The 24,754-nt window shown below is 44.6% G+C and carries 20 protein-coding genes; 19 read left to right on the forward strand and 1 reads right to left on the reverse strand.

Translation table 11 applies throughout. The features are described from left to right. The first annotated feature begins 279 nt into the window (after nucleotides 1–279). The 3 genes from MKX60_RS10655 to holA all read left to right on the forward strand — a co-directional run bounded on the left by MKX60_RS10655 (nucleotide 280) and on the right by holA (nucleotide 3,373). Nucleotides 280–828, forward strand: coding sequence for an RNA polymerase sigma factor (locus MKX60_RS10655; RefSeq protein WP_036677530.1), 549 nt, complete (start codon nucleotides 280–282; stop codon nucleotides 826–828). Next, nucleotides 825–2,075 carry an anti-sigma factor family protein gene (locus tag MKX60_RS10660; RefSeq protein ID WP_076284817.1) on the forward strand — a complete coding sequence of 417 codons (1,251 nt, stop codon included), beginning with the start codon at nucleotides 825–827 and terminating at the stop codon, nucleotides 2,073–2,075. Before MKX60_RS10655 ends, MKX60_RS10660 begins: the two co-directional genes overlap by 4 nt. Nucleotides 2,076–2,353: 278 nt before the next feature. Next, on the forward strand, nucleotides 2,354–3,373 hold the full coding sequence (holA, locus tag MKX60_RS10665) for a DNA polymerase III subunit delta (RefSeq protein WP_042191027.1): 1,020 nt from the start codon (nucleotides 2,354–2,356) through the stop codon (nucleotides 3,371–3,373). Nucleotides 3,374–3,621: 248 nt separating this feature from the next. On the opposite strand, the gene rpsT is transcribed toward holA, so the two are convergent. Next, nucleotides 3,622–3,894 carry a 30S ribosomal protein S20 gene (rpsT, locus tag MKX60_RS10670; RefSeq protein ID WP_042130412.1) on the reverse strand — a complete coding sequence of 91 codons (273 nt, stop codon included), beginning with the start codon at nucleotides 3,892–3,894 and terminating at the stop codon, nucleotides 3,622–3,624. 310 nt (nucleotides 3,895–4,204) lie between these two features. Between rpsT and gpr the strand changes: the two genes are divergently transcribed. The 16 genes from gpr to dnaJ all read left to right on the forward strand — a co-directional run bounded on the left by gpr (nucleotide 4,205) and on the right by dnaJ (nucleotide 24,528). Beyond that, complete coding sequence (gene gpr / locus MKX60_RS10675; protein ID WP_042191024.1) at nucleotides 4,205–5,206, forward strand: GPR endopeptidase; 1,002 nt, start codon at nucleotides 4,205–4,207, stop codon at nucleotides 5,204–5,206. 156 nt (nucleotides 5,207–5,362) lie between these two features. Further along, complete coding sequence (locus MKX60_RS10680; RefSeq protein WP_339266635.1) at nucleotides 5,363–6,736, forward strand: stage II sporulation protein P; 1,374 nt, start codon at nucleotides 5,363–5,365, stop codon at nucleotides 6,734–6,736. Between the two features lie 64 nt (nucleotides 6,737–6,800). Continuing rightward, nucleotides 6,801–7,286, forward strand: coding sequence for a hypothetical protein (locus MKX60_RS10685; RefSeq protein WP_149647636.1), 486 nt, complete (start codon nucleotides 6,801–6,803; stop codon nucleotides 7,284–7,286). 134 nt (nucleotides 7,287–7,420) lie between these two features. After that, nucleotides 7,421–9,235: a translation elongation factor 4 gene (lepA, locus tag MKX60_RS10690; RefSeq protein WP_036677511.1), complete on the forward strand. Its 1,815-nt coding sequence runs from the start codon at nucleotides 7,421–7,423 to the stop codon at nucleotides 9,233–9,235. 108 nt (nucleotides 9,236–9,343) lie between these two features. Next, nucleotides 9,344–11,149: a sensor histidine kinase gene (locus MKX60_RS10695; protein ID WP_341059749.1), complete on the forward strand. Its 1,806-nt coding sequence runs from the start codon at nucleotides 9,344–9,346 to the stop codon at nucleotides 11,147–11,149. Continuing rightward, nucleotides 11,134–11,901: a response regulator transcription factor gene (locus tag MKX60_RS10700; protein ID WP_076284813.1), complete on the forward strand. Its 768-nt coding sequence runs from the start codon at nucleotides 11,134–11,136 to the stop codon at nucleotides 11,899–11,901. Before MKX60_RS10695 ends, MKX60_RS10700 begins: the two co-directional genes overlap by 16 nt. Nucleotides 11,902–11,996: 95 nt before the next feature. Further along, nucleotides 11,997–13,301, forward strand: coding sequence for an ABC transporter substrate-binding protein (locus MKX60_RS10705; RefSeq protein WP_076284812.1), 1,305 nt, complete (start codon nucleotides 11,997–11,999; stop codon nucleotides 13,299–13,301). A gap of 91 nt (nucleotides 13,302–13,392) precedes the next feature. After that, nucleotides 13,393–14,277 (forward strand): carbohydrate ABC transporter permease, encoded by an 885-nt coding sequence (locus MKX60_RS10710; protein ID WP_231573337.1) that lies wholly within the window; start codon nucleotides 13,393–13,395, stop codon nucleotides 14,275–14,277. Nucleotides 14,278–14,340: 63 nt separating this feature from the next. Then, on the forward strand, nucleotides 14,341–15,168 hold the full coding sequence (locus MKX60_RS10715; RefSeq protein WP_076284811.1) for a carbohydrate ABC transporter permease: 828 nt from the start codon (nucleotides 14,341–14,343) through the stop codon (nucleotides 15,166–15,168). A 19-nt stretch (nucleotides 15,169–15,187) separates the two neighbouring features. Continuing rightward, nucleotides 15,188–17,437, forward strand: a complete 2,250-nt coding sequence (locus MKX60_RS10720; RefSeq protein ID WP_341059753.1) for an FAD-dependent oxidoreductase — start codon at nucleotides 15,188–15,190, stop codon at nucleotides 17,435–17,437. Between the two features lie 212 nt (nucleotides 17,438–17,649). After that, entirely contained in the window at nucleotides 17,650–18,822 is a 1,173-nt protein-coding gene (hemW, locus tag MKX60_RS10725) for a radical SAM family heme chaperone HemW (protein WP_042191005.1), read from the forward strand. Nucleotides 18,823–18,915: 93 nt separating this feature from the next. After that, complete coding sequence (locus tag MKX60_RS10730) at nucleotides 18,916–19,407, forward strand: N-acetyltransferase (protein WP_042194380.1); 492 nt, start codon at nucleotides 18,916–18,918, stop codon at nucleotides 19,405–19,407. Nucleotides 19,408–19,511: 104 nt separating this feature from the next. Continuing rightward, nucleotides 19,512–20,543: a heat-inducible transcriptional repressor HrcA gene (gene hrcA / locus MKX60_RS10735; protein WP_042191003.1), complete on the forward strand. Its 1,032-nt coding sequence runs from the start codon at nucleotides 19,512–19,514 to the stop codon at nucleotides 20,541–20,543. Nucleotides 20,544–20,605: 62 nt separating this feature from the next. Beyond that, on the forward strand, nucleotides 20,606–21,187 hold the full coding sequence (gene grpE, locus MKX60_RS10740; RefSeq protein ID WP_042191002.1) for a nucleotide exchange factor GrpE: 582 nt from the start codon (nucleotides 20,606–20,608) through the stop codon (nucleotides 21,185–21,187). 114 nt (nucleotides 21,188–21,301) lie between these two features. Continuing rightward, nucleotides 21,302–23,149 carry a molecular chaperone DnaK gene (dnaK, locus tag MKX60_RS10745; RefSeq protein WP_042190999.1) on the forward strand — a complete coding sequence of 616 codons (1,848 nt, stop codon included), beginning with the start codon at nucleotides 21,302–21,304 and terminating at the stop codon, nucleotides 23,147–23,149. Between the two features lie 257 nt (nucleotides 23,150–23,406). After that, nucleotides 23,407–24,528 carry a molecular chaperone DnaJ gene (gene dnaJ / locus MKX60_RS10750; protein WP_042130386.1) on the forward strand — a complete coding sequence of 374 codons (1,122 nt, stop codon included), beginning with the start codon at nucleotides 23,407–23,409 and terminating at the stop codon, nucleotides 24,526–24,528. Nucleotides 24,529–24,754: the final 226 nt, after the last annotated feature.

The following is a 24,754-nucleotide window of genomic DNA, read 5'->3' on the forward strand; positions in this document are numbered from 1 at the left end:
CGCTTGCCGGCCTTATTGGGATGCCGAAGGCGTTTATACTTGTGTCATTTTTGTTATAAAGTTATTCAAAAGAGTATTTGAATGATTGAAGTTTCCCCTGTATGCTTAGTAGGAATTATTGGCTGTGAAATGCTATGAAATGTGCGATAGCGCTTTATAAAAGATGGCTTAACATGACGTTCTAAGAAAAGTTTGGTATTCTAAAAATATTAATTACAGGGTTGCAACAAATTCGCAGTCTTGCGCGTCAGTAAGATTGCATAGAGAGGGGGAACCTTCGTGGTGGAGCAGGGACTCATCAGAGCCGCTCAAGCGGGCGATCGCGACGCTCTAATCACCCTATTGCGAGAAATTGAAGGGCATGTATATAAAACCGCCTTCTACATTTTGCATAATGAACAAGATGCGCTGGATGCATCTCAGGAGGCCTTGATCCGGGTTTATACCAAAATCGGTTCATATGAGGAAAAGGCCCAGTTCAAAACGTGGGTTCAGCGAATCGTTACCAATATTTGCATTGATAAATTCAGAAGAACTAAACCTACAGTTTCTATTGATGAGCATGAAATGGTGTTTCAGGATAAACACAATGTGGAACGTGAGGTTCTATCCTCTTATTTAGCTGAGGATATACGTGAAGCGATTGATCAATTGCCCGAGCATCATCGGACGGTCATCGTCCTGCGCTATTTACAAGATTTTTCTTACAACGAGATTGCAGACTGCCTGGATTTGCCTTTGAATACAGTGAAATCATATCTGTTTAGGGCCAGACAGCAGCTGCAGAATAGACTTCAGGAGTACCAGAAAGGTGGTGTATCGGGATGAAATGCGCGGAGGTGATGGAATGGATGCACCGCTATATAGACCAAGACTTGAGCCAAGATGAGATTGTTGAGATGTTCCGTCATATCGATAATTGTCCTTCCTGCGCGGAAGTCTTTGAGCGGCTGACACTTCTCTCCAAAGAATTGGAGCAGTTGCCAGACGTGAAACCCCCGTTTAGTCTGGTTGACTCTATTTTACCTCAGCTTGCAGAATTGGATCGAAGCAGTCGTGAACAAAGCGCTGTGAGAACCGAGGAACCAGTTGTAGTTCCATTTTCACGAGAAAGCTCCCGCGGTAAACCTTCCAAGGGAACCTCTATAGCAGCACGGACAGGCATTGGAGCTATCGCAGCTGCCGTAATATTAGGGATCGCTATTTTTAATATGCCGGATAAAATGCCTGGGGCAGAGGTAGAACAAATGATGCAGGATAGTAGTAAAGCGACCAGCGATAGTGCTAATAATATGGCTATTGATTCGCAAGCCTCTACTTCTGCTGAATCATATGAGGCTGCGCCTGCTAATAGCGGAACGGATTCGGGGGCTCTACCAGCTGCTCCTGATGTGAATGAAGATAACGCTGCATTAGATAGAGCGATGGGGCCGGTAGACCCTGCGTCGATGCCGACTTCTCCAACAGAAACTAATGCTGGATCTGGAGGACGGTCGATACCAGAACCAACAAATAATGTGAAGCCCAATCCTACGGAGAAGATTATGACGCCGAAGCCGGATACTGTAACGAAAGTTCAAACTCCGGATACTAGTGCTGGCGGTAATAATCAGTCCAAAGCTGATAAGAAGGATCAACCTGCTTCTATAGATAAAGGGATCGCAGCTGATTCAGCGACATCTACGGAGGAATCATTAAAGACTTCTGATGACTTCGGAATGGGCGTTATGGGTTTTAACATTTCTAATGATTCTAATGATTCTAATGTACAGACTTGGACTTCCCCTGATGGGCATTATGCCGTTGAGTTTGCTGGATTACAGCTTGTTATTTATAAGAATTCACCCGAAGGTTCAGTGGAAGATAGGATAGCAGTGACTTCTTATCCATTAGAAGGAAATTGGATTTCTGGAGAATGGTCGGCGGATAGCTCGCAGTTCACGTATGTGACGGAGAAAGATGGTGTGAATACCACTAAGGTGTACACTGTACAGGAAGCAGCAGCTTCTTCAACGCCGGTTACATCACCTGGGGCGACACCATCAAAGACTCCATCTTCAACGTCAACAAATTAAATTGAGGCTGGAACATTTTTCGAAGTTTCAGAATATACTATAGCAACCGGACAGGAACTAGAAAGTATAGGATTTGAAGAACATCGGTATGACCGTCGGATGGGAAGTTTCTAGGGCTTCTCACTCCGGCGTTTATATAGATGCGCCGCTTAAACGGAGGGGCTTTGGCCATGGCTGCCAGAGTTTCTCCGTTTTTGCATGTGCATTTATGTCGTTTTTTTTGCTACAATAGGAATCTGGGCAAATTGGGCTAGATGAATGGAAAAGGAAGTGGCGGAATGGATGCCAAAACGGCGATAAAAGAAATCAAACAAGGGAAAATCTCACCGCTGTACCTTTTGTACGGCAGTGAAAAATTTCGAATGAATGAATTCGCGGCATTGCTGGAAGACCAGCTGATTGCCAAAGAGGATCGCGATTTTGCAGTTATTCCCTTTGATCTCTCTGAGACGCCGGTGCAGGCTGTGGTAGAAGAAGCTGAGACTGTACCTTTTATGGTAGAACGTAAATTATTGCTGGTGCGGGACGCATCGTTATTTACAGCGGGAAAAGAAAATGCCAAACTTGAGCATCGTATAGATATTTTAAGTGATTATTTGCAGCATCCTGTAGATTTCAGTGTGATCGTCTTTATGGTGAATAGTGACAAGCTGGACGAGCGTAAGAAAATTGTGAAGACTGTTAAAACGGCGGGTACGGTATTAGCTTTCAACCCGCTAGGGGCAGAAGAGCTGCTGCGCTGGGTAGAGAAAGGGATTCGTGAGCGGGGTTGTACGATGGCACCTGGCACCGCAGAGATTCTTATCACTAATGCCGGGACAGGTTTGCAGGGCTTATCCGCGGAAATGGACAAGCTATGTTTGTTCGCTGGTAAGGGCGGAACCGTAGACGCAGAAGCAGTAGAAAGTCTGGTGCATCGCGGAACGGAACAAAATGTGTTTACGCTTGTAGAGGATATCGCTAATCTGCGTCTAGATAAGGCGCTTGATACGCTGTATGAGCTGTTGAAGCAGCGGGAAGAACCCATTAAGATTGCTGCGCTGGTTGCGCGGCAGTTCCGAATTATTTTGCAGGTGAAGGATTTATCAGCACATAGTTATTCGCAAGGTCAGATTGCGTCTCAAATTGGACTTCATCCTTATGCAGTAAAGCTTGCAGGGGAGCAGGCCCACAAGTTCTCAAGTGAACGTCTGCGGCAAATTTTAAGTGCACTAGCTGATCTGGATTATAAGATGAAGACAGGAGCTATAGATAAAGTGCTTGGTCTGGAGTTGTTTATGTTGCGGCTAGGTACTTGAACTAAGCAGTGGAAAAAGTATATGGAGATGATCCATCTATGAAAAATGCCTAATCGGAATGAAAGTAACTTATTCAAAAGAGAAAAGTTGATCGTTTAAGAAAACTACCTTTCTAAGGTGGTTTTTTTTCATTCAACTAACGTCTAAAGGAAACTATTACTTATATTTATAGAATAGTAGGCACAAAAAAACCCAACCGTATGAAACATAGCGGTCAGGTTCTTCAATTGCTCATTATGAATGTCGTCCTAGGCTTGAGCCTTAAGAGCGTTCAATTTCTTCGCCAAGCGGGATTTTTTGCGGGCAGCCGCATTTTTATGAACCAGACCTTTAGTTACGGCCTTGTCCAGCTTTTTGGAAGCAGCTTGGAAAGCAGCTTGAGCAGTTTCAACTTCCGTACCTGTCAGTGCTACATCAGCAGTTTTCACAGCTGTACGAAGCGCGGATTTTTGGGAAGCGTTCAGTGCACGGCGTTTTTCGTTCGTGTTTACGCGTTTAACCGCGGATTTAATATTTGGCATTGCATTCACCTCCTGTAAGACATTCGAAATCATTATCAAATGATTCACAACTTAAAATAGTTTAGCATGACCGGTAGTAAAAAGCAATACTTAAAGCTTTCAAATTAAACCATTTTAACCTGCATAAACAAGGGCTTTCTCTCGCACACTATCGACAAAAGAGCATAGGCAGAAGCTTGCAATTTGAGTTTTTGTTAGAAGTAACTCAAGGAAGTGTCTGCTCACAAAACTAAGTATCGCTTACGAAGCAAGTTTTGCTCGAAGTAATTCATTGGAGCGATGCTCACAAAACTTTTAGGAGGCTGGAACAATGGAACCGGATCTGCAGCTATATTCGGTACGCACGGACTTGGCGTTAGAGGCAAAGGAAATGGCTCAAGGGCCACAAAGGACGCCAATCCCTGGTGTAAACGAAGAAGTGGAAGAGTCTGATGGGATAAAAGTTACCCGGCTTGGTGTGGCTAACGCTGCCGGATCACAGGCGATAGGTCGCGCGATTGGGAATTATGTCACGCTTGAGGTACCAGCATTGCGCAATGGAGATACTGGCTTGCAGCAAAAAGTAGCTGAAGTCTTTGCTCGCGAATTCGAGGACTTCCTGACTAGGATTGGGATTGGTAAGGATGCATCTGTACTGATCGTTGGACTCGGTAACTGGAATGTGACTCCAGATTCATTGGGGCCGCTGGTGGTGGAGAATGCGCTCATTACTCGGCAATTTTATGAGCTCGTGCCGGATCAGGTCTCTCCAGGCTACCGTAAGGTAAGTGCTATTGCTCCCGGGGTATTAGGGTTGACCGGTATCGAGTCGAGTGAGGTTGTACAGGGGATCGTGGATCGTACAAAGCCGGATCTTATTATTGCCATTGATGCGCTGGCATCCCGTTCGCTGGAACGGATCAATACGACGATTCAAATTGCCGACATCGGTATCCACCCCGGTTCGGGGATTGGTAATAAACGGCGCGGATTGACGCAGGAAATTCTGGGTGTTCCTTGTATTGCTATCGGTGTTCCTACAGTTTGCTATGCTTCGACCATTGTAAATAATGTACTGGAGATGATGAAGAATCATTTCGGGCAAGGAGCTGGTCACACCAAGGAAATTATGGGGATGCTAGACGATATTTCTGAGCAGGAACGATTGTCACTAGTGAAGGAAGTACTTGAGCCACTAGGACATGATTTGATCGTTACACCTAAGGAAATCGATGAATTTATTGAAGGCATCGCCAATATTGTAGCCAGTGGTCTGAACGCGGCCCTGCATGATGCGGTCGATCCTGAGAATGTCGGCGCTTATACCCACTAATTGAATCATAGCTAGCACAAGTCCGGCGGGATGCTGATGTACAGTATCTCGCCGGACTCTATGTCTATTCTCTCATTTAGGGTTCTACTATTTCTCTTTCACTCATAGATTTGGAGTATAAGAGATTACAGAGGGCTGGAGGAGGACATAAATATAATGAATAAAAAATGGTTTCAGCTTTGGAACATCGGCCGTTTACGTGGAAGAGTGCTGGATGCTTTATCGCTGGGAAGAACGATGCTGCTGTTGGCCGGAGGTTCGCTAGTATTTTTTATGCTGCTTGGCGCTGGTGGATTGGCCGGACAGAAGTTGAACTCTTCACCCATTCCATCTATGAAGGGGCTTGCGGCCTCCCTATCGAGTGGATTTTTCATGGAGCTGTTGGGGATGGAGGTACCCCATTTACCGCAGGGTAAAGAGCCTTCTGCTTTTTCAGGTGAAAAAGTGACTTCCTTTGTATTTCAATTGCTGACCAGTGTGAATCCAAGTGATCCGAAGAGTCTAGTTTCTCGTGAAGTGCCAGGCTTGGCAGCGGATGATCCATTTCTTTTGCGAAAAGGCTCGGGTGGCTCTACAGGAGCTCCTGTTGATTATCATCCGGGAACGGATGAACTGGCTGAAGGTGGAGGGGAAGAGGTTGATCCATCGGTTCCAAACGAAGTGGACAAGCCCGAAGATACTCCAGCACAGCAGCCTGAAGCGACAATAGCTCCGTCTCCTGAGCCATCAGGAGCTGCGGGAGGTACGGATAAGAGTGATCCGCAAAGCGAGACAGATAATACCAAGGACACCTCAGTTAAACGGATCCTTATCTATCATTCACATCCTCGGGAGGCCTATAACCCTCTACTAGGAGTAGCGAACGAAAATCCAAGCTCTGCGGTTTCAACTAAAAATGTAATGCTGGTAGGATCATATATTACGAAAAGATTGGAACAACGCGGGATTGGTACAGTTCATGCCAAAGAAGATTTTCTAACAAAAATTGCCGACTATAACTGGAATTTTTCCTACAAATACTCTCGAATGCTGGTTAAATCTGCAATGAGCTCAAACCAAGAAATGAGTGAACTTATCGACATTCACCGCGACTCGCAGCGTCATGGCAAAACAACTGCAGTGATTGATGGGAAAAGTTACGCTCAGGTGTATTTTATCATTGGACATGCGAATAAAGATTGGAAGAAGAACGAAGAGTTTGCGAACAAGATCCATCAAACGATTGAGAAGGGCTACCCAGGAATATCTCGCGGGATATGGGGAAAAGCTGCGGGTAAAGGAAACAACGGAGAGTACAATCAAACCCTCTCGCCTAACAGTGTTTTGATTGAAGTGGGCGGTATTGATAATACAGCAGAGGAATTAAAGCGTACGGCTGATATTTTGGCAGACGCTATTGCGGATGTGTACTGGAGCAGTCATGACTCGGAGAAGGTAAACGCTGCTGGCAAGGCGACGAATCCCACAACCCAAGAGAGCAAGGGACAAACCAATGCTACAGCACCTCAAAAGTCGAACGGGGCTTCTTAAGCTACAGACATTTAATTTAGAATAAACAGCTTTATTACCAAGTATTTAAAAAGGAGTGGCTTACATGTCTCGTTTCGGTAAAAAACTGGTTATGGTCGGTATTTGGGCAGGGGTCGGCATACTCTTAGGTATGCAGTTTAGTGGCAGCGGAGGGGCAACCGTCTCTAAGTTGCTGCCAGGCTGGACCGACCTATCGACTACGCCAACCAGTCAAGTGACGGGCATGCAATCACAGCCGATTAAGAATGGGGTTACACAAGGTGGGCAGACTTATGTGTATGTTCCGATGGTGATCGACCCTCTCACAGGTGCATATACGCCTGTTTCTCCATTGCCTCAGAATAGCAATCCTGCGCCAACTACAGATCTTCCACAGAAGGTGGTAGATGGGTATAATACGAAAACTCCAGAGCAGATTTTGATTCCTGAGGAACAAAAGCCGACAGTCGATGTGATAGCGGATAAAACGGCAGGCCTTCTGCAGCAAGCTTCTCAGAAGGGCATACGCTGGGTAGTCTCATTGTTCGATTCGGCGGAAGAATCACAATGATTTCAGGAGAAACAGTTATTTCACGGGTACGTGAATAGCTGTTTCTTCTGTTTTACGTAAGGGCGGGATTGATGGAGTAAGCTTGTACTGTTATAATAAGTGGATTAATATCAGGCTGTCTGTGGGGGTAAGGAATGACTGACGTTCAGAAAAGACAACAACAAATTCGCAATTTCTCGATTATTGCACATATAGACCATGGTAAATCGACACTAGCTGACCGCATTTTGGAATACACGGGGGCACTAACCACGCGTGAAATGCAGGAACAGGTACTCGATCAGATGGATCTGGAGCGCGAACGTGGTATCACAATAAAGCTGCAAGCCGTGCGTTTAACCTATCGTGCAGACGATGGTGTAGAGTATTATCTCAATTTGATTGATACACCGGGACACGTCGATTTCACCTATGAAGTTTCCCGCAGTCTTGCAGCATGTGAAGGCGCACTGCTGGTTGTGGATGCGGCTCAAGGAATTGAAGCGCAGACACTGGCCAATGTGTATTTAGCACTGGATAATAACCTTGAAATCCTACCTGTGCTTAACAAAATTGATTTGCCAAACGCTGACCCTGACCGGGTAAAGCAGGAGATTGAGGATGTTATCGGGCTGGATACCAGTGAAGCGGTTATGGCATCTGCCAAAGCCGGTATCGGGATCAAGGAAATTCTGGAGCAGGTGGTGAAGCAGGTTCCTGCGCCATCCGGTAATTCAGAAGAGCCGCTTAAAGCGTTGATTTTTGACTCTCATTACGATCCTTACAAAGGCGTTATCGTCTATGTGCGCGTAATGGACGGTAAAATCCGTGCGGGATCGAAGATTAAGATGATGGCAACTGAGAAGACCTTCGAGGTCATTGAAGTTGGCGCATTTATGCCGCGTATGACCATTGTCGATGAATTGAACATCGGGGATGTTGGATTTATCGTAGCTGGGATCAAGCATGTTGGAGATACCCGTGTCGGTGATACTGTCACTGACGCAAAGAATCCTACTGCTGAGCCGCTTCCAGGTTACCGTAAGATCAACCCGATGGTATATTGCGGGTTGTATCCGATTGAAACCTCAGATTATAACGATCTTCGTGAGGCATTGGAGAAGCTCCAGCTTAATGATGCTTCGCTAAGCTTTGAGCCGGAAAGCTCGAGCGCGCTTGGATTTGGTTTCCGTTGCGGATTCCTTGGACTCTTGCATATGGAGATCATTCAAGAGCGGATTGAGCGCGAGTTCAATTTGCCGCTAATTACAACAGCACCGAGTGTTATTTATCGAATTATGCTGACCAATGGCGAAATGATTCAAATCGACAACCCGTCACATTATCCGGAAATCGGAACGATTGACTACATTGAAGAGCCATATGTTAAAGCAGCAATCATCGTGCCTAACGACTTTGTAGGTACCGTAATGGAGCTGTGCCAGAACAAACGTGGCGAGTTCGTAAATATGGAGTATCTTGATACTAATCGTGTAACGATTACTTACGAGATTCCACTGTCTGAAATCGTTTATGATTTCTTTGATCAGTTGAAATCAGGTACAAAAGGTTACGCATCCTACGACTATGAAATTTGCGGGTACCGTCGTTCGAATCTGGTCAAGATGGATATCTTGCTTAACAATGAGCAGGTTGATGCCTTGTCCTTTATCGTTCACCGTGATCGTGCATACAACCGCGGTCGTATCATTTGTGAGAAACTACGTGGGATTATCCCTCGTCAAATGTTCGAAGTGCCGATTCAAGCCTCTGTGGGTACGAAGGTGGTTGCGCGTGAAACCGTTAAGGCGATGCGCAAAAACGTACTTGCAAAATGTTACGGCGGTGATATTTCGCGTAAGCGGAAGCTGCTAGAGAAACAAAAAGAAGGTAAGAAACGCATGAAGCAAGTAGGTAGCGTAGAGGTACCACAAGAAGCATTCATGGCAGTACTGAAGATCGACGAGTAGAAATTAGGTAGAGCCGGGAGAATATCCCGGCTCTATTTTTTTGCGCAGGAGAAGATTACAATAGGGTGGAAGGATTGTAAGCACATACACTGTAAGGGGAGTCCTCTTTTGAAACGATTATATTTGAAACTTACGCCAAGTACCTTTAAGAATCGGATTTTGTTAGCTTTCTTACTGTTGGTACTAACACCCATTGCCATGCTCGTTCTGTATAACTTCAAAGAGACAGAACAAATGCTGCAGGATAATGCGGAAACGAAGAACATAGAGCAGCTTATTGGGATTAAGAATGGTTTTGTTGATCTCATGAGTCTCGTTATGAAAACAGGGTCATTACTTGAACAAGATACAACGATTTTATCGATAATGAAGAATCCCGAGCAATCGGATGAAATCACGAGAAAAAAGCTCGTTGAAAACAAGTTTGGAGCGATTGAAAATACATTCTTCATGAGTGGAGCGACGGTGTATTATACTTTAATCGACCTTCATGGAAACGCATACACTTCCTTTATGCCGAGGGAAACCTTGAGCTACGACGAAATCCAATCGGAGGATTGGGTTCAAGCATTGAAGCGAGAAGGAGCGAATCGATATATATGGAATCCGAATGACAAGAATAATGTGGTCCGGGAAAGTACGACAAGTAAGAAAATGCTTAGCCTCTATGAGGTTATGCGTGATAATGGTTTTAACATTTATGCCTATGCAAGACTAAGTATCGATTATGAGGAGTGGTTTATTAGATCAACGTTAGGGAGTAAACAGGAAGGGTCTTTTTTTCTGCTCGATGCCTCAGGGAGAATGATGCTTAACCCGGATAAGGATAAGACCTTTTCTCCGGATATTGCGCAGAGTATTGTGAAGAGTGACCACCAGCGGCAGACAGAGCGTGCTGCATCCATCATCGATCCGAAGGAGAAAAGCTTATACACATACAGCTACATCGAAGAGTTGAATGGTTATGTCGTTAAAAAGGTACAGCTAGCACAGCTATTTCTTGAGGTGTATAAGCAGAAGCAACGATTTTTTGCTGTATTTGGAGTCATACTCCTGCTATTTGTTCTATTAACTTATTTTATATCATCGACGATTACAGTGCCGCTAAAGAAGCTGCAGAAGAAGATGGAGATGACCGCTAAAACGAATCTCAAAATGAAATTACCCGAGCAAGGGCGGGGAGAGATTCTTGCACTGACTCAGAGTTTCAATATAATGATCCATGATTTAAATGAGCTGTTGCAGCGTCTTCAGCTTGAAGAAAAACAGAAGCAATTCGTTCGATTTCAGGTGTTACTTTCGCAGATGAATCCACATTTCCTACTAAATACATTGAATACGATAAAGAGCATCGCCTTAGATAAAGATGATGATGAAATTTATGAAATTTGTGTTGCACTAGGCAAAATATTGGAAACAACTTTAAATACGGAAGTGGATTTGATTCTGTTAAAGGATGAGATTGTACTCATAGAATCTTACATGGAGATTCAGCGGCAACGCTTCGGACATGGGATTGAGATTCAATATGATATCAACGAGGAACTACAATACGCATTAATCCCTAAATTCTGTCTTCAGCCCTTAATTGAAAATAGCTTGATTCACGGCTTCGGTCAGTCTGTGAAACAAGGGAGAATTGATATTTCCGCTAAGGTGACTGGACAGCAACTATATCTGCAGGTTAAAGATAACGGCATGGGGATAGATAGAGCACAGCTGAATAAGGCTGCACGGAAACGAAAAGGAATCGGTGTTCAAAATATTAGGGAGAGCTTAGAGCTGTTGTTCAAGAATCAACGGACAGGCATGGACATTGTATCATCAGACACAGGAACTGAAGTGATTATCCATTTTCCACTTCTTATTTCAAAACCTTACGATGGAGGTAAGCTCACATGTGGAGAACGTTAATTGTGGATGATGAACAACCCGCGGTTAAAAGTATACGGAAGTTATTCTTAAAGGCTGGAATCCCGTTTGAAATTATAGGTGAGGCGGAGAATGGAGAAGTAGGCTTGCAAATGATTCGTGAGCTTCGACCTGATGTTGTAGTGACGGATATCAATATGCCAGTGATGGATGGGGTGAAGCTCCTTCAAGTTGCTCGAGAGGAAGGCTTCGACTGCCGATTTGTAATGTTGACCGCATTGAGTGAATTTGAATATGCCCGGCAAGCGCTCGTATTTGGAGCTTCGGACTACATTCTGAAGTTATCTTTAGATCTACAAGGTTTGAAGCAGACCATGGATAAGGTTCATGCCGAGCTGGAGCGAATGGTGAAGATGAAGAAGGCCGATAAATGGTTTCCTGAGAAGCAACAAACGGGACCGACAGATCATGTGGAGATGAACAAAATAATTGCTTATATTGAAGAACATTATTCTGAGGAAATCTCGCTCAAATCCATGTCAGAGTTGATCCGAATGGATGCCAGCTATATAAGTGACTTATTCAAGAAAAAGACAGGGAAAACGTTGACGAATTATATTCAAGAGCGGCGTATTCAGGCTGGGAAAATGCTGCTTGCAGAGACGAAGCTAACAATTAGTGAGATTGGGCAGCAGGTGGGCTTTGAGAACGATAATTATTTTATTAAAATTTTCAAAAAGTGGTGTGGCGTCACGCCAAATGAATTTCGAAAAGAACCAAAAAACGTTCTATAGTTTCCCAAATGTAGTTCATCCCCCAGAATCCGCTCTGATGATAAAGTTATAGACGTAGAGCACAACACATAATCCTTCCAAGGGGGAAGATATCGATGAAGAAAAAGTGGTATCCTGCAGTGCTTTCTGTCTTATTAGCAGGTACGATGCTGGCTGGTTGTGGTACTAGTGGAAGTAATGATGCGCAGGGCAGTGCAAATGGACAAACAGCAAAGGAGAAAATAAAGCTTACGATGTGGGGGGCAGTTCCTGCAGAAGCCGGGCCTCAAGCTGTAATTGATAACTGGAATAAAGATAATCCGGACATTCAAGTCGAGTATATCCGTAATGTAAATGACGATGCTGGAAACTTAAAGCTGGATACTGCCTTGATGACCAATCAAAACATAGACCTTTTCATGAACTACGATCTTGCTCATTTACAGAAACGTATGGATGCAGGCGTTGCCTTGGATCTAAGCACGAAGACAGATTATGATATCGACAGCCAGATCGGCGAAGACGCAGCAATGTGGAAAATCAATGATAAGTACTATGGGATTCCTACAAAGAAAAACATGGCGTTTGTATGGTTGAACAAAGATATGCTGGATGCAGCAGGATTACCGATTCCTGCGGTGGACTGGACCTGGTCAGATCTTGAGGAGTATGCGAAGAAGCTAACGAAGCCTGGTGTGTACGGATTATTGCAGGCAGATTCCTCCTTCCCAACAACGATGGACGGTACGCTTGCTGGAATGGGTGTGAAACAGGCGGATGGTACTTCAAACTTTGGGAATGATCTATGGAAAGAACACCTGGAAATATTGCATAACATGATGTTCGTGGACAAATCCACACCGGAATATGGCGAGCAACTGACCAGTAAAATGCCGGTTGACACCATGTTCCTGCAAGGCAAAGCGGCAATGCTAGCAGCAGGTGAGTTTATTTTCCGAAATGCGAACAACTTGAAAGACTATCCGCATGATTTCAAAACCGCGTTCGCCGCTATTCCAAAAGTGAATAAAGATCAAAAGGATTATAAATATTCGGGCGGTGTGGGTGACATGCTTGCTCTTAATGCGAAATCCAAGAACCTGGATGCAGCTTGGGAGTTCGCAAAATGGTATGCGGATGGCGGTATGCTGCCAATGGCAAGCGGTGGTCGTATTCCAGCCTCTAAGAGTGTAGATAGTAAGGAAGCAATGAGCCTTCTCATGAAGGGTGTGGAAGACAAATATGATACAGATTCAATGAATAAAATTGTATTCGGCAAATTCCCGTCCTTCCAGCTAAATGTAACTCAACAAGCCATTGATGCACGTAAAGAAGAGTATGAAAAATACTTCTTAAATAAGCAAGATATTGAAACCACGATGAAGAATATGCAAACCCGTTCGCAAGAGTTATTGAAATAATGAAATAGTTAGCACAAAAGAGAAGGAGGAAGATTTCTTCGTTCTTCTCTTTCGTGTACCCATTTTTCAGCATACGAAAGGCGGCGATACCGTGAAGCGGAGAAGCTGGATGGACAGACAAGGCTGGATCGGCATGACCTTTATTCTTCCGAATATGATTGGTATTCTCTTATTCTTTATTATTCCTGCAATCTATTCCTTTGTCCTCATGTTTACGAATTATCAATTTTCAAATCCGAATTGGCAATTTACTGGGCTGGATAATCTCAAACGATTGTTCCATGACGATAATTTCTATGCCTCGATCAAATATACGGTGATATTCCTGATATCGGTTCCAGTATCGATGGTGCTCGCATTTATTGTAGCGCTATTTCTAAACCGCAGTGTGTATCTTAAAGGCGTATTACGTGGAATGTTCTTCCTACCGTATATCTCCAGTGGAGTAGCCGTTGCATTTGTCTGGATGCTGCTATTTCAGCCTTCACAGGGACCCATCAATGAAATGCTTCGCTGGATTGGCATAACATCGCCGCCAGGATGGTTTGCGGATACGGAAACCGCAATGTATGCCATTGATATCGTACAAATCTGGCTGATGCTTGGCTACAATATGATCATCTATTTAGCTGCATTACAGGAAATTTCGACAGAACAGCTGGAGGCTGCTCGGATCGATGGTGCAAGCACATTCAAAACAACATGGAAAATTGTATGGCCTCTTGTTAGTCCCACAACTTTCTTATTAATGATTACCGGATTAATTATGACGATGAAATCGTTCTCGATTATTCAAGCCATTACGGCTGGAGGTCCTAGCGGAAGTACGACGGTCTTATCACTATTCGTTTATAAAACAGCATTCAGTTATTACGATATGGGATACGCTTCAGCCATTTCATGGTTCTTGTTCGCCGTCATTCTCGTCATTACAGTCATTCAGTGGATCGGCCAAAAGCGCTGGGTTCATTACTAAATGATCCCACAAAGTGAAGCTTTGCGGGGGGCCCCGAAACCATAATTTAAAGGAGCAGGCGGTATGAATGAAAAAGCAGGAAACATGAAGGTGAAACTGCCAGTAACGATCATCATGTTTGTTCTAGGACTATTTATGATTGTGCCTTTCCTATGGATGCTCAGCACATCCTTTCAGACACCTGCCGAGGTGTTTAACAAATGGCTGCCTTCATCTCTCAACTGGAGCAATCATATTCGGGTGTGGACAGGAAGTCATGATTTTGTTCCGTATTATTTAAATTCACTTAAGATTTCAATTATTGGAACTGTGGGGGCGGTGTTTCTATCTGCCCTTGCCGCTTACGGATTTTCACGTACTTCGTTCAAAGGTCGAGATGGACTATTTGTCATATATTTATCCATGATGATGGTTCCGCCTCAGGTACTATTTGTTCCAAAGTTTATCATGTTTAACTGGGTTGGGATTTACAATACGCATTGGGCGCTGATCCTACCAGCCATGTTCTCAATCTTCGGTGTATTTATGCTTCGGCAGTTCTTTATGAGCATTCCTAAGGAAATTACGGAATCTGCTTTTTTGGATGGGGCGGGGCATTATAAGATATTTTTCCGCTTAATTCTGCCATTAGCGAAGCCAGCAATAGCAACGTTTGCTATTCTCGATTTCTCCTGGCAATGGAATGATTATGAGAATGCGCTTGTATTCTTGCAAAGCCCTAAACTATATACCATTCCGCTTGGATTGCAGAATTTTATTCTTGAGAACAATGTGGACTACAACGGGATGATGGCTGCTTCATCGGCTGCGATTATTCCAATGATTATTATCTTCTTTGTGGGTCAGAAATACATTATTCAAGGGATTTCAAGTTCGGCTGTGAAAGGCTAACTATAGGAGGGGTACTAACATGAGAACAGAAACGGTTAAATCCGATGTAACAGTGGTCGGTGGTGGACTTGCAGGAATGAACGCGGCGATCGCTGCAGCGCGCCTAGGGTTAAAGGTAGCACTAGTGCAGAATCGTCCTGTACTTGGTGGTAACTCGAGTTCAGAGGTTCGGGTATGGGTATGTGGTGCAACAGGACATGGTGTAAATCGATATGCACGTGAGACAGGCATTATGGGTGAGTTATTCATCGAGAATCAATACCGGAACCCGGAGGGAAATCCATACTTATGGGATCTAACCTTACTCGAAGCCGTGAAGGCAGAGTCGAATATCAGCCTGTTCCTAAATACCGATGTACGCGAAGTGGAAGCGGAAGGTGAGGCAGAGGATCGGACGATTCGCAGTGTGATTGGTTGGATGATGGGATCTGAGCGGTTGATTACGTTCAAGAGTGAGGCGTTCATCGATTGCACGGGCGATGGTTTGGTTGGCTTCCTGGCAGGAGCTGATTTCCGATTAGGACGTGAAGCCCGCCATGAATTTAATGAGGAATGGGCACCTGAAGTGCCTGATAACATTACATTAGGCAGTACATTATTGTTTTATACACAGGATACAGGAAAACCGGTACGTTATGTTGCTCCATCGTTCGCGAAGGATATTACAACAACGTCGATTCCGATCCGTCGGGTCATTCGGAGTGGAGATTCAGGCTGTCACTACTGGTGGATTGAGTGGGGCGGTGAGCTTGATACGGTGGATGAGAATGAACGTATACGTGATGAGCTATCCTCTGTTATTTATGGGATTTGGGATTACATTAAAAACTCAGGTCATTTTGATGCCGAAAATATGACGCTGGAGTGGGTTGGCTCAATTCCGGGTAAACGTGAATACAGACGGTTTGTTGGCGATACGATCTTAACGCAAAATGATATTCTTGCGCAGCGTGAATTTGCAGACCGGATTGGATTCGGAGGATGGTCGATTGATCTGCATCCACCGCAAGGGATGTACGCAGAAGAGAGCGGCTCGAAACATCTGCATGCGGATGGGATTTATCATATTCCATTTAGTTCGCTCTATTCGAAGAATGTGCGAAATCTACTCTTCGCGGGTCGGAATATCAGCGCATCTCATGTGGCTTTTGGAACAACACGCGTCATGGCAACCTGTGCGATCATGGGTGAAGCGGCTGGAGCAGGTGCAGCATTATCCGTCATCAAAGGTGTAACCCCTCGTGAAATTCGCAAGCAGCATATGCATGAATTGCAACAGGTGATGTTAAAGCAAGATGCTTCGATTATTGGATTGTGCAACGAAGATCCACTGGACCTCGCCAGAAAAAGCGAGATTCATGCATCCAGCACGATGAATGGTATACTGCTGGATCGTCCAGCCGAAGCTTATGAGCTTTCTCATGACGTAGGAATTTTGTTTCCGGTTGAAGGAAATATCCTTGGGTTGAAGCTGCTTGTGTCAGCAAGTACTCAGTCAGAGCTGACCGTTGAGCTATGGACGACTGGGCGTGCGGAAAATTACGTTCCAGCAGAGTGTAGACAGGTTGATGTTGTATTAGTACAAGCTGGAGAGCAGCAATGGATTGATGTTCCAGTACAAGAGGAGCAGTGGAGTTCAATCGGCGAATGTAATATCTTCGCTATTATTCGAACTAATGAGCATATTCAATTGCATATTTCAGAAACTCCAATCACAGGTGTTATTACTTTTGAGAGAGGCGTTAAACCTGTAGTTGATTCAGCGCTGGAGGATCATCAGCCAGATCAGCCGGTGATGGAGTGGAGCATGAAACAGCTAGTACGCAGGCATTTCTGTTTTGCGGTAGAAACATCCGCATATGCTGCATCCAAAGTCACTGACGGGTATGTTCGACCTTTTGCAGGGCCACATAGCTGGGTTTCTGAGCCGATGGCTGCTGGTAGAACGGAGTGGGTAGAGGCGCGTCTCCCGGATGCTGCTTCAGTCTCTGAAATTCATTTTACCTTTAACGATGATGTTAATGAGGATCTTATCAACCTACATCACCATGAAACGCCATTTCTAGTGATTCCTGAACTAGTAAAGGCTTACGATGTAGAGTTACTCATTGATGGCGTGTGGCAAGTCATGTTCCGCGTCAAAGACAATCATCGCCGGAAGAACGTACATCGTTTAGAGAAGCCTGTCCTTACGGATGCTGTTCGGATCGTTGTTCATGAAACCAACGGAGGAGAACGTGCAGAACTCGTGGAAATGCGGATATATTAAGAAGAAACGGCTTAGCCGTCCTTATAGGGACGGTATCCGTTTCTGCGAGAAATACAAAATATATAGGATAACGTAAAACTTATACTTTTTTGTATTTTAAAATAGAGATCATTTATAAATGATCGCCCTTGGAGGGAAGCCGTCAGGCTTCCCTTTTCTTGTTTTTTAGATTACACTAGTCAAACGATATTTTTATATAAAGGAGACAGCTAATGACCACGAATACTAATGGCCGTCCCCCTGAGGCCGTATACATTCATATTCCTTTTTGTACCAATAAGTGCTTTTATTGTGATTTTAATTCCTACGTTCTCAAGGATCAGCCGGTTATGGATTATCTCCAAGCCTTGGATCGAGAAATGGAGCTGACCGTCAAGAACACTCCACCGGGAGTTATCAAAACGATCTTTGTCGGCGGTGGTACCCCAACAGTACTGAAGCCGGATGAGATGGCTTATTTTCTAAAATCAGTTCGGACACATTTCCCAAACTGGGATAAAGATATCGAGTTCTCTATGGAAGCAAATCCGGGAACTACGGATATAGATAAGTTGGCGGTTATGAAAGAAGGCGGCGTGAATCGGGTGAGCTTTGGTGTTCAGGCGTTTCAGAACGAACTCCTTACGGGTATTGGCCGGATTCATAATGTTGACGATGTATACCGCAGCTTGGAGAATGCTCGTGCAGTTGGTCTTAACAACCTGTCGGTTGACCTTATGTTTGGTTTGCCGAACCAAACTGTAGAGATGCTGGGCGAAAGTATTCGTAAGGCCTTGGAGCTTGATTTACCCCACTATTCTATTTACAGCTTGAAGGTGGAGGAGAACACTCTTTTTCACACCCTATTTAATAAGAACAAACTTCCTCTTCCTAATGAAGAAGATGAACTGCAAATGTATCTCTTGTTGATGTCATCTATGAAGGAAGCGGGCTATAACCAATACGAAATCAGTAACTTCGCAAAACCAGGTATGGAGAGTCGTCACAATATCACTTACTGGCGTAATGAAGATTATTATGGTCTCGGAGCAGGTGCACATGGATATGTGGGGCGCCAGCGTCATATTAATGTTAAGGGTGTAAATCCTTATGTTGAAGCTACACGTAAAGGGTTGCCTCGATTAGACGCATACCCAATCACTGAAGCAGAAGCGATGGAGGACTTTATGATGGTTGGCTTACGTATGCATGAAGGCGTCTCTAATGAGGCTTTTCAAGCGCAATTTGGGCGTTCGATAGAGGATGTATTTGCGAAATCCTTGCATAAGATGCTGCATGCGGGTCTACTTGAGCACGAAGAGGGGACTTACCGACTCAGCAAGCAAGGGATCCTTTTCGGGAACGATGTTTTCGCGGAATTTGTAGGCGCACTGACAGAAGTTTAATTTTAAAATACCCCTTGAATTGTAATTCACTCTGTTGTATATTTATTCATATTATCAACAGAGGGGTGAATTAAAGTGCTTGCCAAGACGGAAATGATCCGCCATTCGTCTCCAGCAGGAGACGCACAGGTGATTTGCAGAAATGCTGTGATAGAAGATGTTGAACCGTTGTATCTGATGATAGAAGAATACGCACAGCGCGGGATCATGTTGCCCCGTTCCAGGCAGGCGCTGACACGCCAGATCGATCAATTCGTTGTTGCAGAAATTGGCGGCAGATTCGTTGGCTGTGGGTCACTCTTCAGACTCGGGAATGATCTTGTAGAGATTCGCTCGATCGGTCTGAATGACGAAGGTAAGGGCAAAGGTGTAGGCTCAATGATTTTAGAGAAGTTGGTTGAGGAAGCCAGAAACCAGAAAATTCCTAAGGTCATGGCACTAACCTACGCCGTAGATTTCTTTCTTAGAAACGGATTCGAAGTTGTTGAGAAAGAGATTTTTCCCGAAAAGGTATGGACAGATTGCGTGAATTGTAAAAAGCAGCATGCCTGCGATGAAATAGCAGTACTTAAGATGCTGAACTGACTTGACAATGTCAATGTCAGTTTGGTATTTTTGTATTAGTGGTTAGCACTCATCTGAGTCGAGTGCTAACGAATCGGAGCCAACAGCCGATAGGAGGGGATAACATGTTAACTGATCGCCAGAGAATGATACTAAATGCAATTGTAGATGATTATATTTCATCGGCAGAACCAGTAGGATCTCGCAGCATTTCTAAACGGGGTGATGTAGGGTACAGCCCTGCAACTATTCGAAATGAAATGGCTGACCTAGAGGATTTGGGTTATCTCGAGCAGCCTCATACATCGGCGGGGAGAATACCTTCCCATAAAGGATACCGATATTATGTGGATCATTTGGTACCGTGGAATTCCGCCGAAACGGCAGAGATGGGCACGATCCGCGCTTTTTTTGCCGAGAAGCTGAATGCGATGGAGCAGGTAATCCAACATGCGGCGATGATTCTTTCCAATATGACGAATTACACTTCCATCCTTCTGGGACCGGAGGTTTTTCATACATCATTGCGTCATTTTCAGTTGTTACCACTAGATGATAAAACCGCTGTAGCGATTATTGTTACAAGTACGGGTCAAGTTGAGAACCGTACGGTGAACATTCCGCCGGAGATATCCGTTTCCGAGATGGAGAAAGTGGTTAACCTACTGAATAGTAAGCTGGTCAATGTACCACTCTATAAGCTGAAGACTCGGCTGTATTCCGAGCTTGGCGAGGAAATGCAGCGTCACATCTCACATTATGAAGAATTAATGCAAGTGCTAGACATTGCGCTGGAAAGTGATCAAGAGCAGCGTATCTATCTTAGTGGAGCGACGAATATGCTTACACAGCCTGAGTTCAAGGATGTTGACAAGGTGAAAAGCATTCTTGATCTGCTGGAAGAGACGCCTACATTGCTCAAAATGCTGGCCCCTACAACAGGCGGCACAGGTATCCAGGTCCGAATAGGGACGGAGAACAATCATGAAGCGTTCGCTAACTGCAGTCTGATCACCGCCACTTATTCTCTTGATGGGCAGGCACTGGGGAGCATTGGTATCCTTGGTCCGACACGAATGGAATATGCAAGAGTGATGGGGATCTTGGGCATTTTATCCCGAGATTTGACAGCGATGCTGGCACACTGGTATAAGTGAACAGAGTCAACATTGATTACGTGAATGATTTTAATGAATGATTTTAAGGAGGTGAAGACAACTTGAAAAAGGAACAAGTTCAAGATGCTAATGAATTCAAAGAAGATTTGATAAATGAGGAACCTGAGGCTGATGTAGCTTCGGAAACCGACTCATTTACGGCAGAAGAAATTAGTGAAGGTGCTTCAGACACAGGTTCGGAGGTAAAACGTCTGCAGGATCTCGCTGATGAATATCAAGGACGTGCGCTACGTGCGCAGGCTGATTTCGATAACTTCCGTCGTCGTACTCAGAAGGAGAAAGAAGAGTTGGCTCAATATGCCACCTCCAAGCTCGTGACTGAATTGCTTTCAGTACTGGACAATTTTGAGCGTGCTTTAGTGACTACTCCTAGCAGCCCAGAATCCGAAGCTTTCGTGAAGGGTGTTAATATGATTTTCCGTCAGCTAGATGGGGTATTGAAGTCCGAGGGACTTACGGCTATGGAAACAGTAGGACAGCCTTTTAATCCTGAATACCATCAGGCTATTATGCAGGTGGAGAGCGAGGAGTACGAAGAGGGTATCGTAACGGAAGAGGTCCAAAAGGGATACCTCCTGAAAGATAAAGTCCTTCGTCCTGCTATGGTCAAAGTCAGCATGTAATCTGTATATATAGGACGGGCAGTATCTGTCCACCATGTACCAATCGAATTTTTTAAATATTTTATTATTTTAATGAGCGAATGCTCCATATACCTTTAGAGGAGGCAAATTATTGTGAGTAAAGTTATCGGTATTGACTTAGGAACCACGAACTCTTGCGTTGCCGTAATGGAAGGCGGCGAAGCCGTTGTAATTCCAAACCCAGAGGGCGCACGTACAACCCCTTCGGTGGTAGGTTTTAAGAAAGACGGCGAGCGTATCGTCGGTGAAACAGCTAAACGCCAAGCAATTACTAACCCTGATCGTACGATCAGCTCTGTTAAACGTCACATGGGTACTAACCATAAAGAAAGCATCGATGGTAAAGACTATTCCCCACAAGAAATTTCAGCAATGATTCTTCAAAAGCTGAAATCCGATGCAGAAGCATATCTTGGCCAAACTGTTACTCAAGCAGTTATCACAGTTCCTGCTTATTTCAATGACAGCCAACGTCAAGCTACTAAAGATGCAGGTAAAATTGCAGGCTTGGAAGTTTTGCGTATTGTGAATGAGCCAACAGCTGCAGCTTTGGCATATGGTCTGGAGAAATCCGAAGATCAAACTATCCTTGTCTATGACCTTGGTGGCGGTACGTTCGATGTATCTATCCTTGAACTGGGCGATGGATTCTTTGAAGTAAAAGCTACAAGCGGCGACAACAAACTTGGTGGCGATGACTTTGACCAAGTGGTTATGGATCATCTGGTATCCGAATTTAAGAAAGAGCAAGGCATTGATCTGAGCAAAGATAAATCTGCTGTACAACGTTTGAAAGATGCAGCTGAAAAAGCGAAGAAAGAATTGTCGGGCGTACTGACAACTACTATTTCTCTTCCGTTCATCACTGTAGTTGACGGAGTACCTCAGCATTTGGAGATCAACTTGACTCGTGCGAAGTTTGATGAGCTTACTGCTGGTCTAGTAGAACGTACTTTGGGACCAACTCGTCAAGCATTGTCTGATGCTGGTATGACGCCTGCAGACCTTACCAGAATCGTTCTGGTTGGTGGTTCTACACGTATTCCTGCTGTACAAGATGCAATTAAGAAGCTTACAGGTAAAGATCCACACAAAGGTGTGAATCCGGATGAAGTTGTAGCTCTTGGTGCTGCTGTTCAAGCGGGTGTATTAACTGGTGATGTTAAGGACGTTGTATTGCTCGACGTAACTCCGCTTTCCCTCGGTATCGAAACTGCAGGTGGCGTGTTCACGAAGATGATCGAGCGTAACACTACAATTCCTACAAGTAAATCCCAAGTATTCTCGACCTTTGCTGACAATCAACCTAGCGTTGAGATTCACGTGCTACAAGGTGAGCGCCAAATGGCGAATGGCAACAAAACATTGGGACGCTTCATGCTGAACGAGATTCCACCAGCACCACGTGGCGTACCACAAATCGAAGTTTCTTTCGATATTGATGCCAACGGTATCGTGAATGTTTCTGCAACTGATAAAGGCACTAACAAGAGCCAAAAGATCACTATCACTTCTTCCAGCGGTCTGAGCGACGCAGAAGTAGAACAAATGATGAAGGATGCCGAGCTTCATGCTGAGGAAGACCGTAAGCGTAAAGAATTGGTAGAAGCGAAGAACAGCGCTGACCAACTCGTGTATTCCACTGAGAAAGTGATCAAAGATCTTGGTGATAAAGCTGATGCTTCCGAAGTTGAAAAAGCAAACGAAGCTAAAGATAAAGTGAAAGCAGCACTTGAAACTGACAATCTTGAAGAAATCAATGCAGCTACAGAAGCATTGACTGAGATTGTACAACAGTTGTCCATGAAGCTGTACGAACAAGCTGCTCAAGCAGAGCAAGGTGCTGAAGGTGGTGCTGGAGCTGCTGAAGGCGCTCCTAAGAAAGACAATGTAGTTGACGCTGATTATGAGGTTGTTGACGAAGATAAGAATCAAGGGTAACCTTAAACGATAAGTGTATAGGGCGTAACTGATAAATTCTTATATAGTTAAGAAGGGAAGGTCAAAACCGGGTCATCCCGTGTTTTGACTTTCCTTTTGTAATATCAGTTTGCACACTCTTCGCGAATGCGCCTTCTGATATTGTAAGAATAAACATCTGCTGGAACTGGATGGTCAGATCCTGGGGTTTTATCGTATAATGGTTTCTTTGGCAGGTAATTAGGAATTTGAGTATGTAATGTACGGAGGTGAAAGCAGTGGCAGATAAACGCGATTATTATGAAGTGCTTGGCCTCAGTAGAGATGCTTCAGACGACGAGGTGAAGAAAGCGTACCGGAAATTGGCGCGCCAATATCACCCAGACGTGAATAAAGCAGATGACGCTGAAGCTAAGTTTAAAGAAGTAAAAGAAGCTTACGATGTTCTTAGCGACGGACAACAGCGAGCTAGATATGACCAATATGGCCATATTGATCCTAACCAAGGTATGGGCGGCTTCGGAGGCGGCGGTGGCGACTTCGGAGGACTAGGTGATATCTTTGATATGTTCTTTGGCGGCGGCGGACGTCGTGATCCTAACGCACCACAGCGTGGCGGGGATTTGCAGTATACGATGACCATTGAATTCAAGGAAGCGGTATTCGGTAAAGAAACTGATATCACTATTCCACGTACGGAAACTTGCGATACCTGCTACGGCTCCGGGGCTAAACCGGGTACTAAACCAGAGACTTGTTCCACTTGTCATGGTAGTGGGCAACAGGAATTCGTACAGAATACACCACTTGGACAGATGCGTAATCGTCGTCCATGTTCGCATTGCAGTGGTACAGGTAAGATTATTAAGGAAAAATGTACGACTTGTAGCGGACAGGGTAAAGTTAAGAAGCAGCGTAAGATTCATGTACGTATCCCTGCCGGTGTCGATGACGGTGCGCAGCTGCGCATGACTGGCGAAGGCGAGGGCGGCTTACGCGGTGGTCCTGCTGGAGACTTGTATATTGTCATCCGTGTCAAATCGCATGATTTCTTCGTACGTGAGAACGATGATATTATGTGCGAGGTTCCACTTACATTTGCACAGGCTGCACTTGGCGATGAGATTGAGATTCCTACCTTAACGGAAAAAGTGAAGCTGAAGATTCCTGCGGGAACGCAGACCGGTACTTTCTTCCGCCTTAAAGGTAAAGGTGTTCCACGTCTACGTGGATCTGGCCAAGGTGACCAGCATGTTAGAGTCATTGTTGTGACACCTAGCAAGCTGAATGATGAGCAAAAAGATTTGTTGCGACAGTTCGCCTCTCTAAATGGAGAAAACACACATGAGCATGAGCAATCTTTCTTTGATCGTGTGAAGCGTGCGTTCCGCGGGGACTGATATTTCTAACTTCATTAATTGAGTAAATAAATAATACAGCAGAGCAGCGATCCTCCCGTTATTTTGGGATCGCTGCTCTGCTTTTTTGATTTAAGGCAGTTTGCTCATGTCGACTGTTAGTAGGGACAAGCTAGCCAATCTCATACGGTGCTTTTCATGCCAATAGCGACTATGGGGTCCGTTAGCATGCCAAATATTGCATAATCCAGCGTTTAAGGTCATCTGA

It is taken from the genome of Paenibacillus sp. FSL R5-0914 (assembly GCF_038004525.1).
Taxonomy (GTDB): domain Bacteria; phylum Bacillota; class Bacilli; order Paenibacillales; family Paenibacillaceae; genus Paenibacillus_AQ.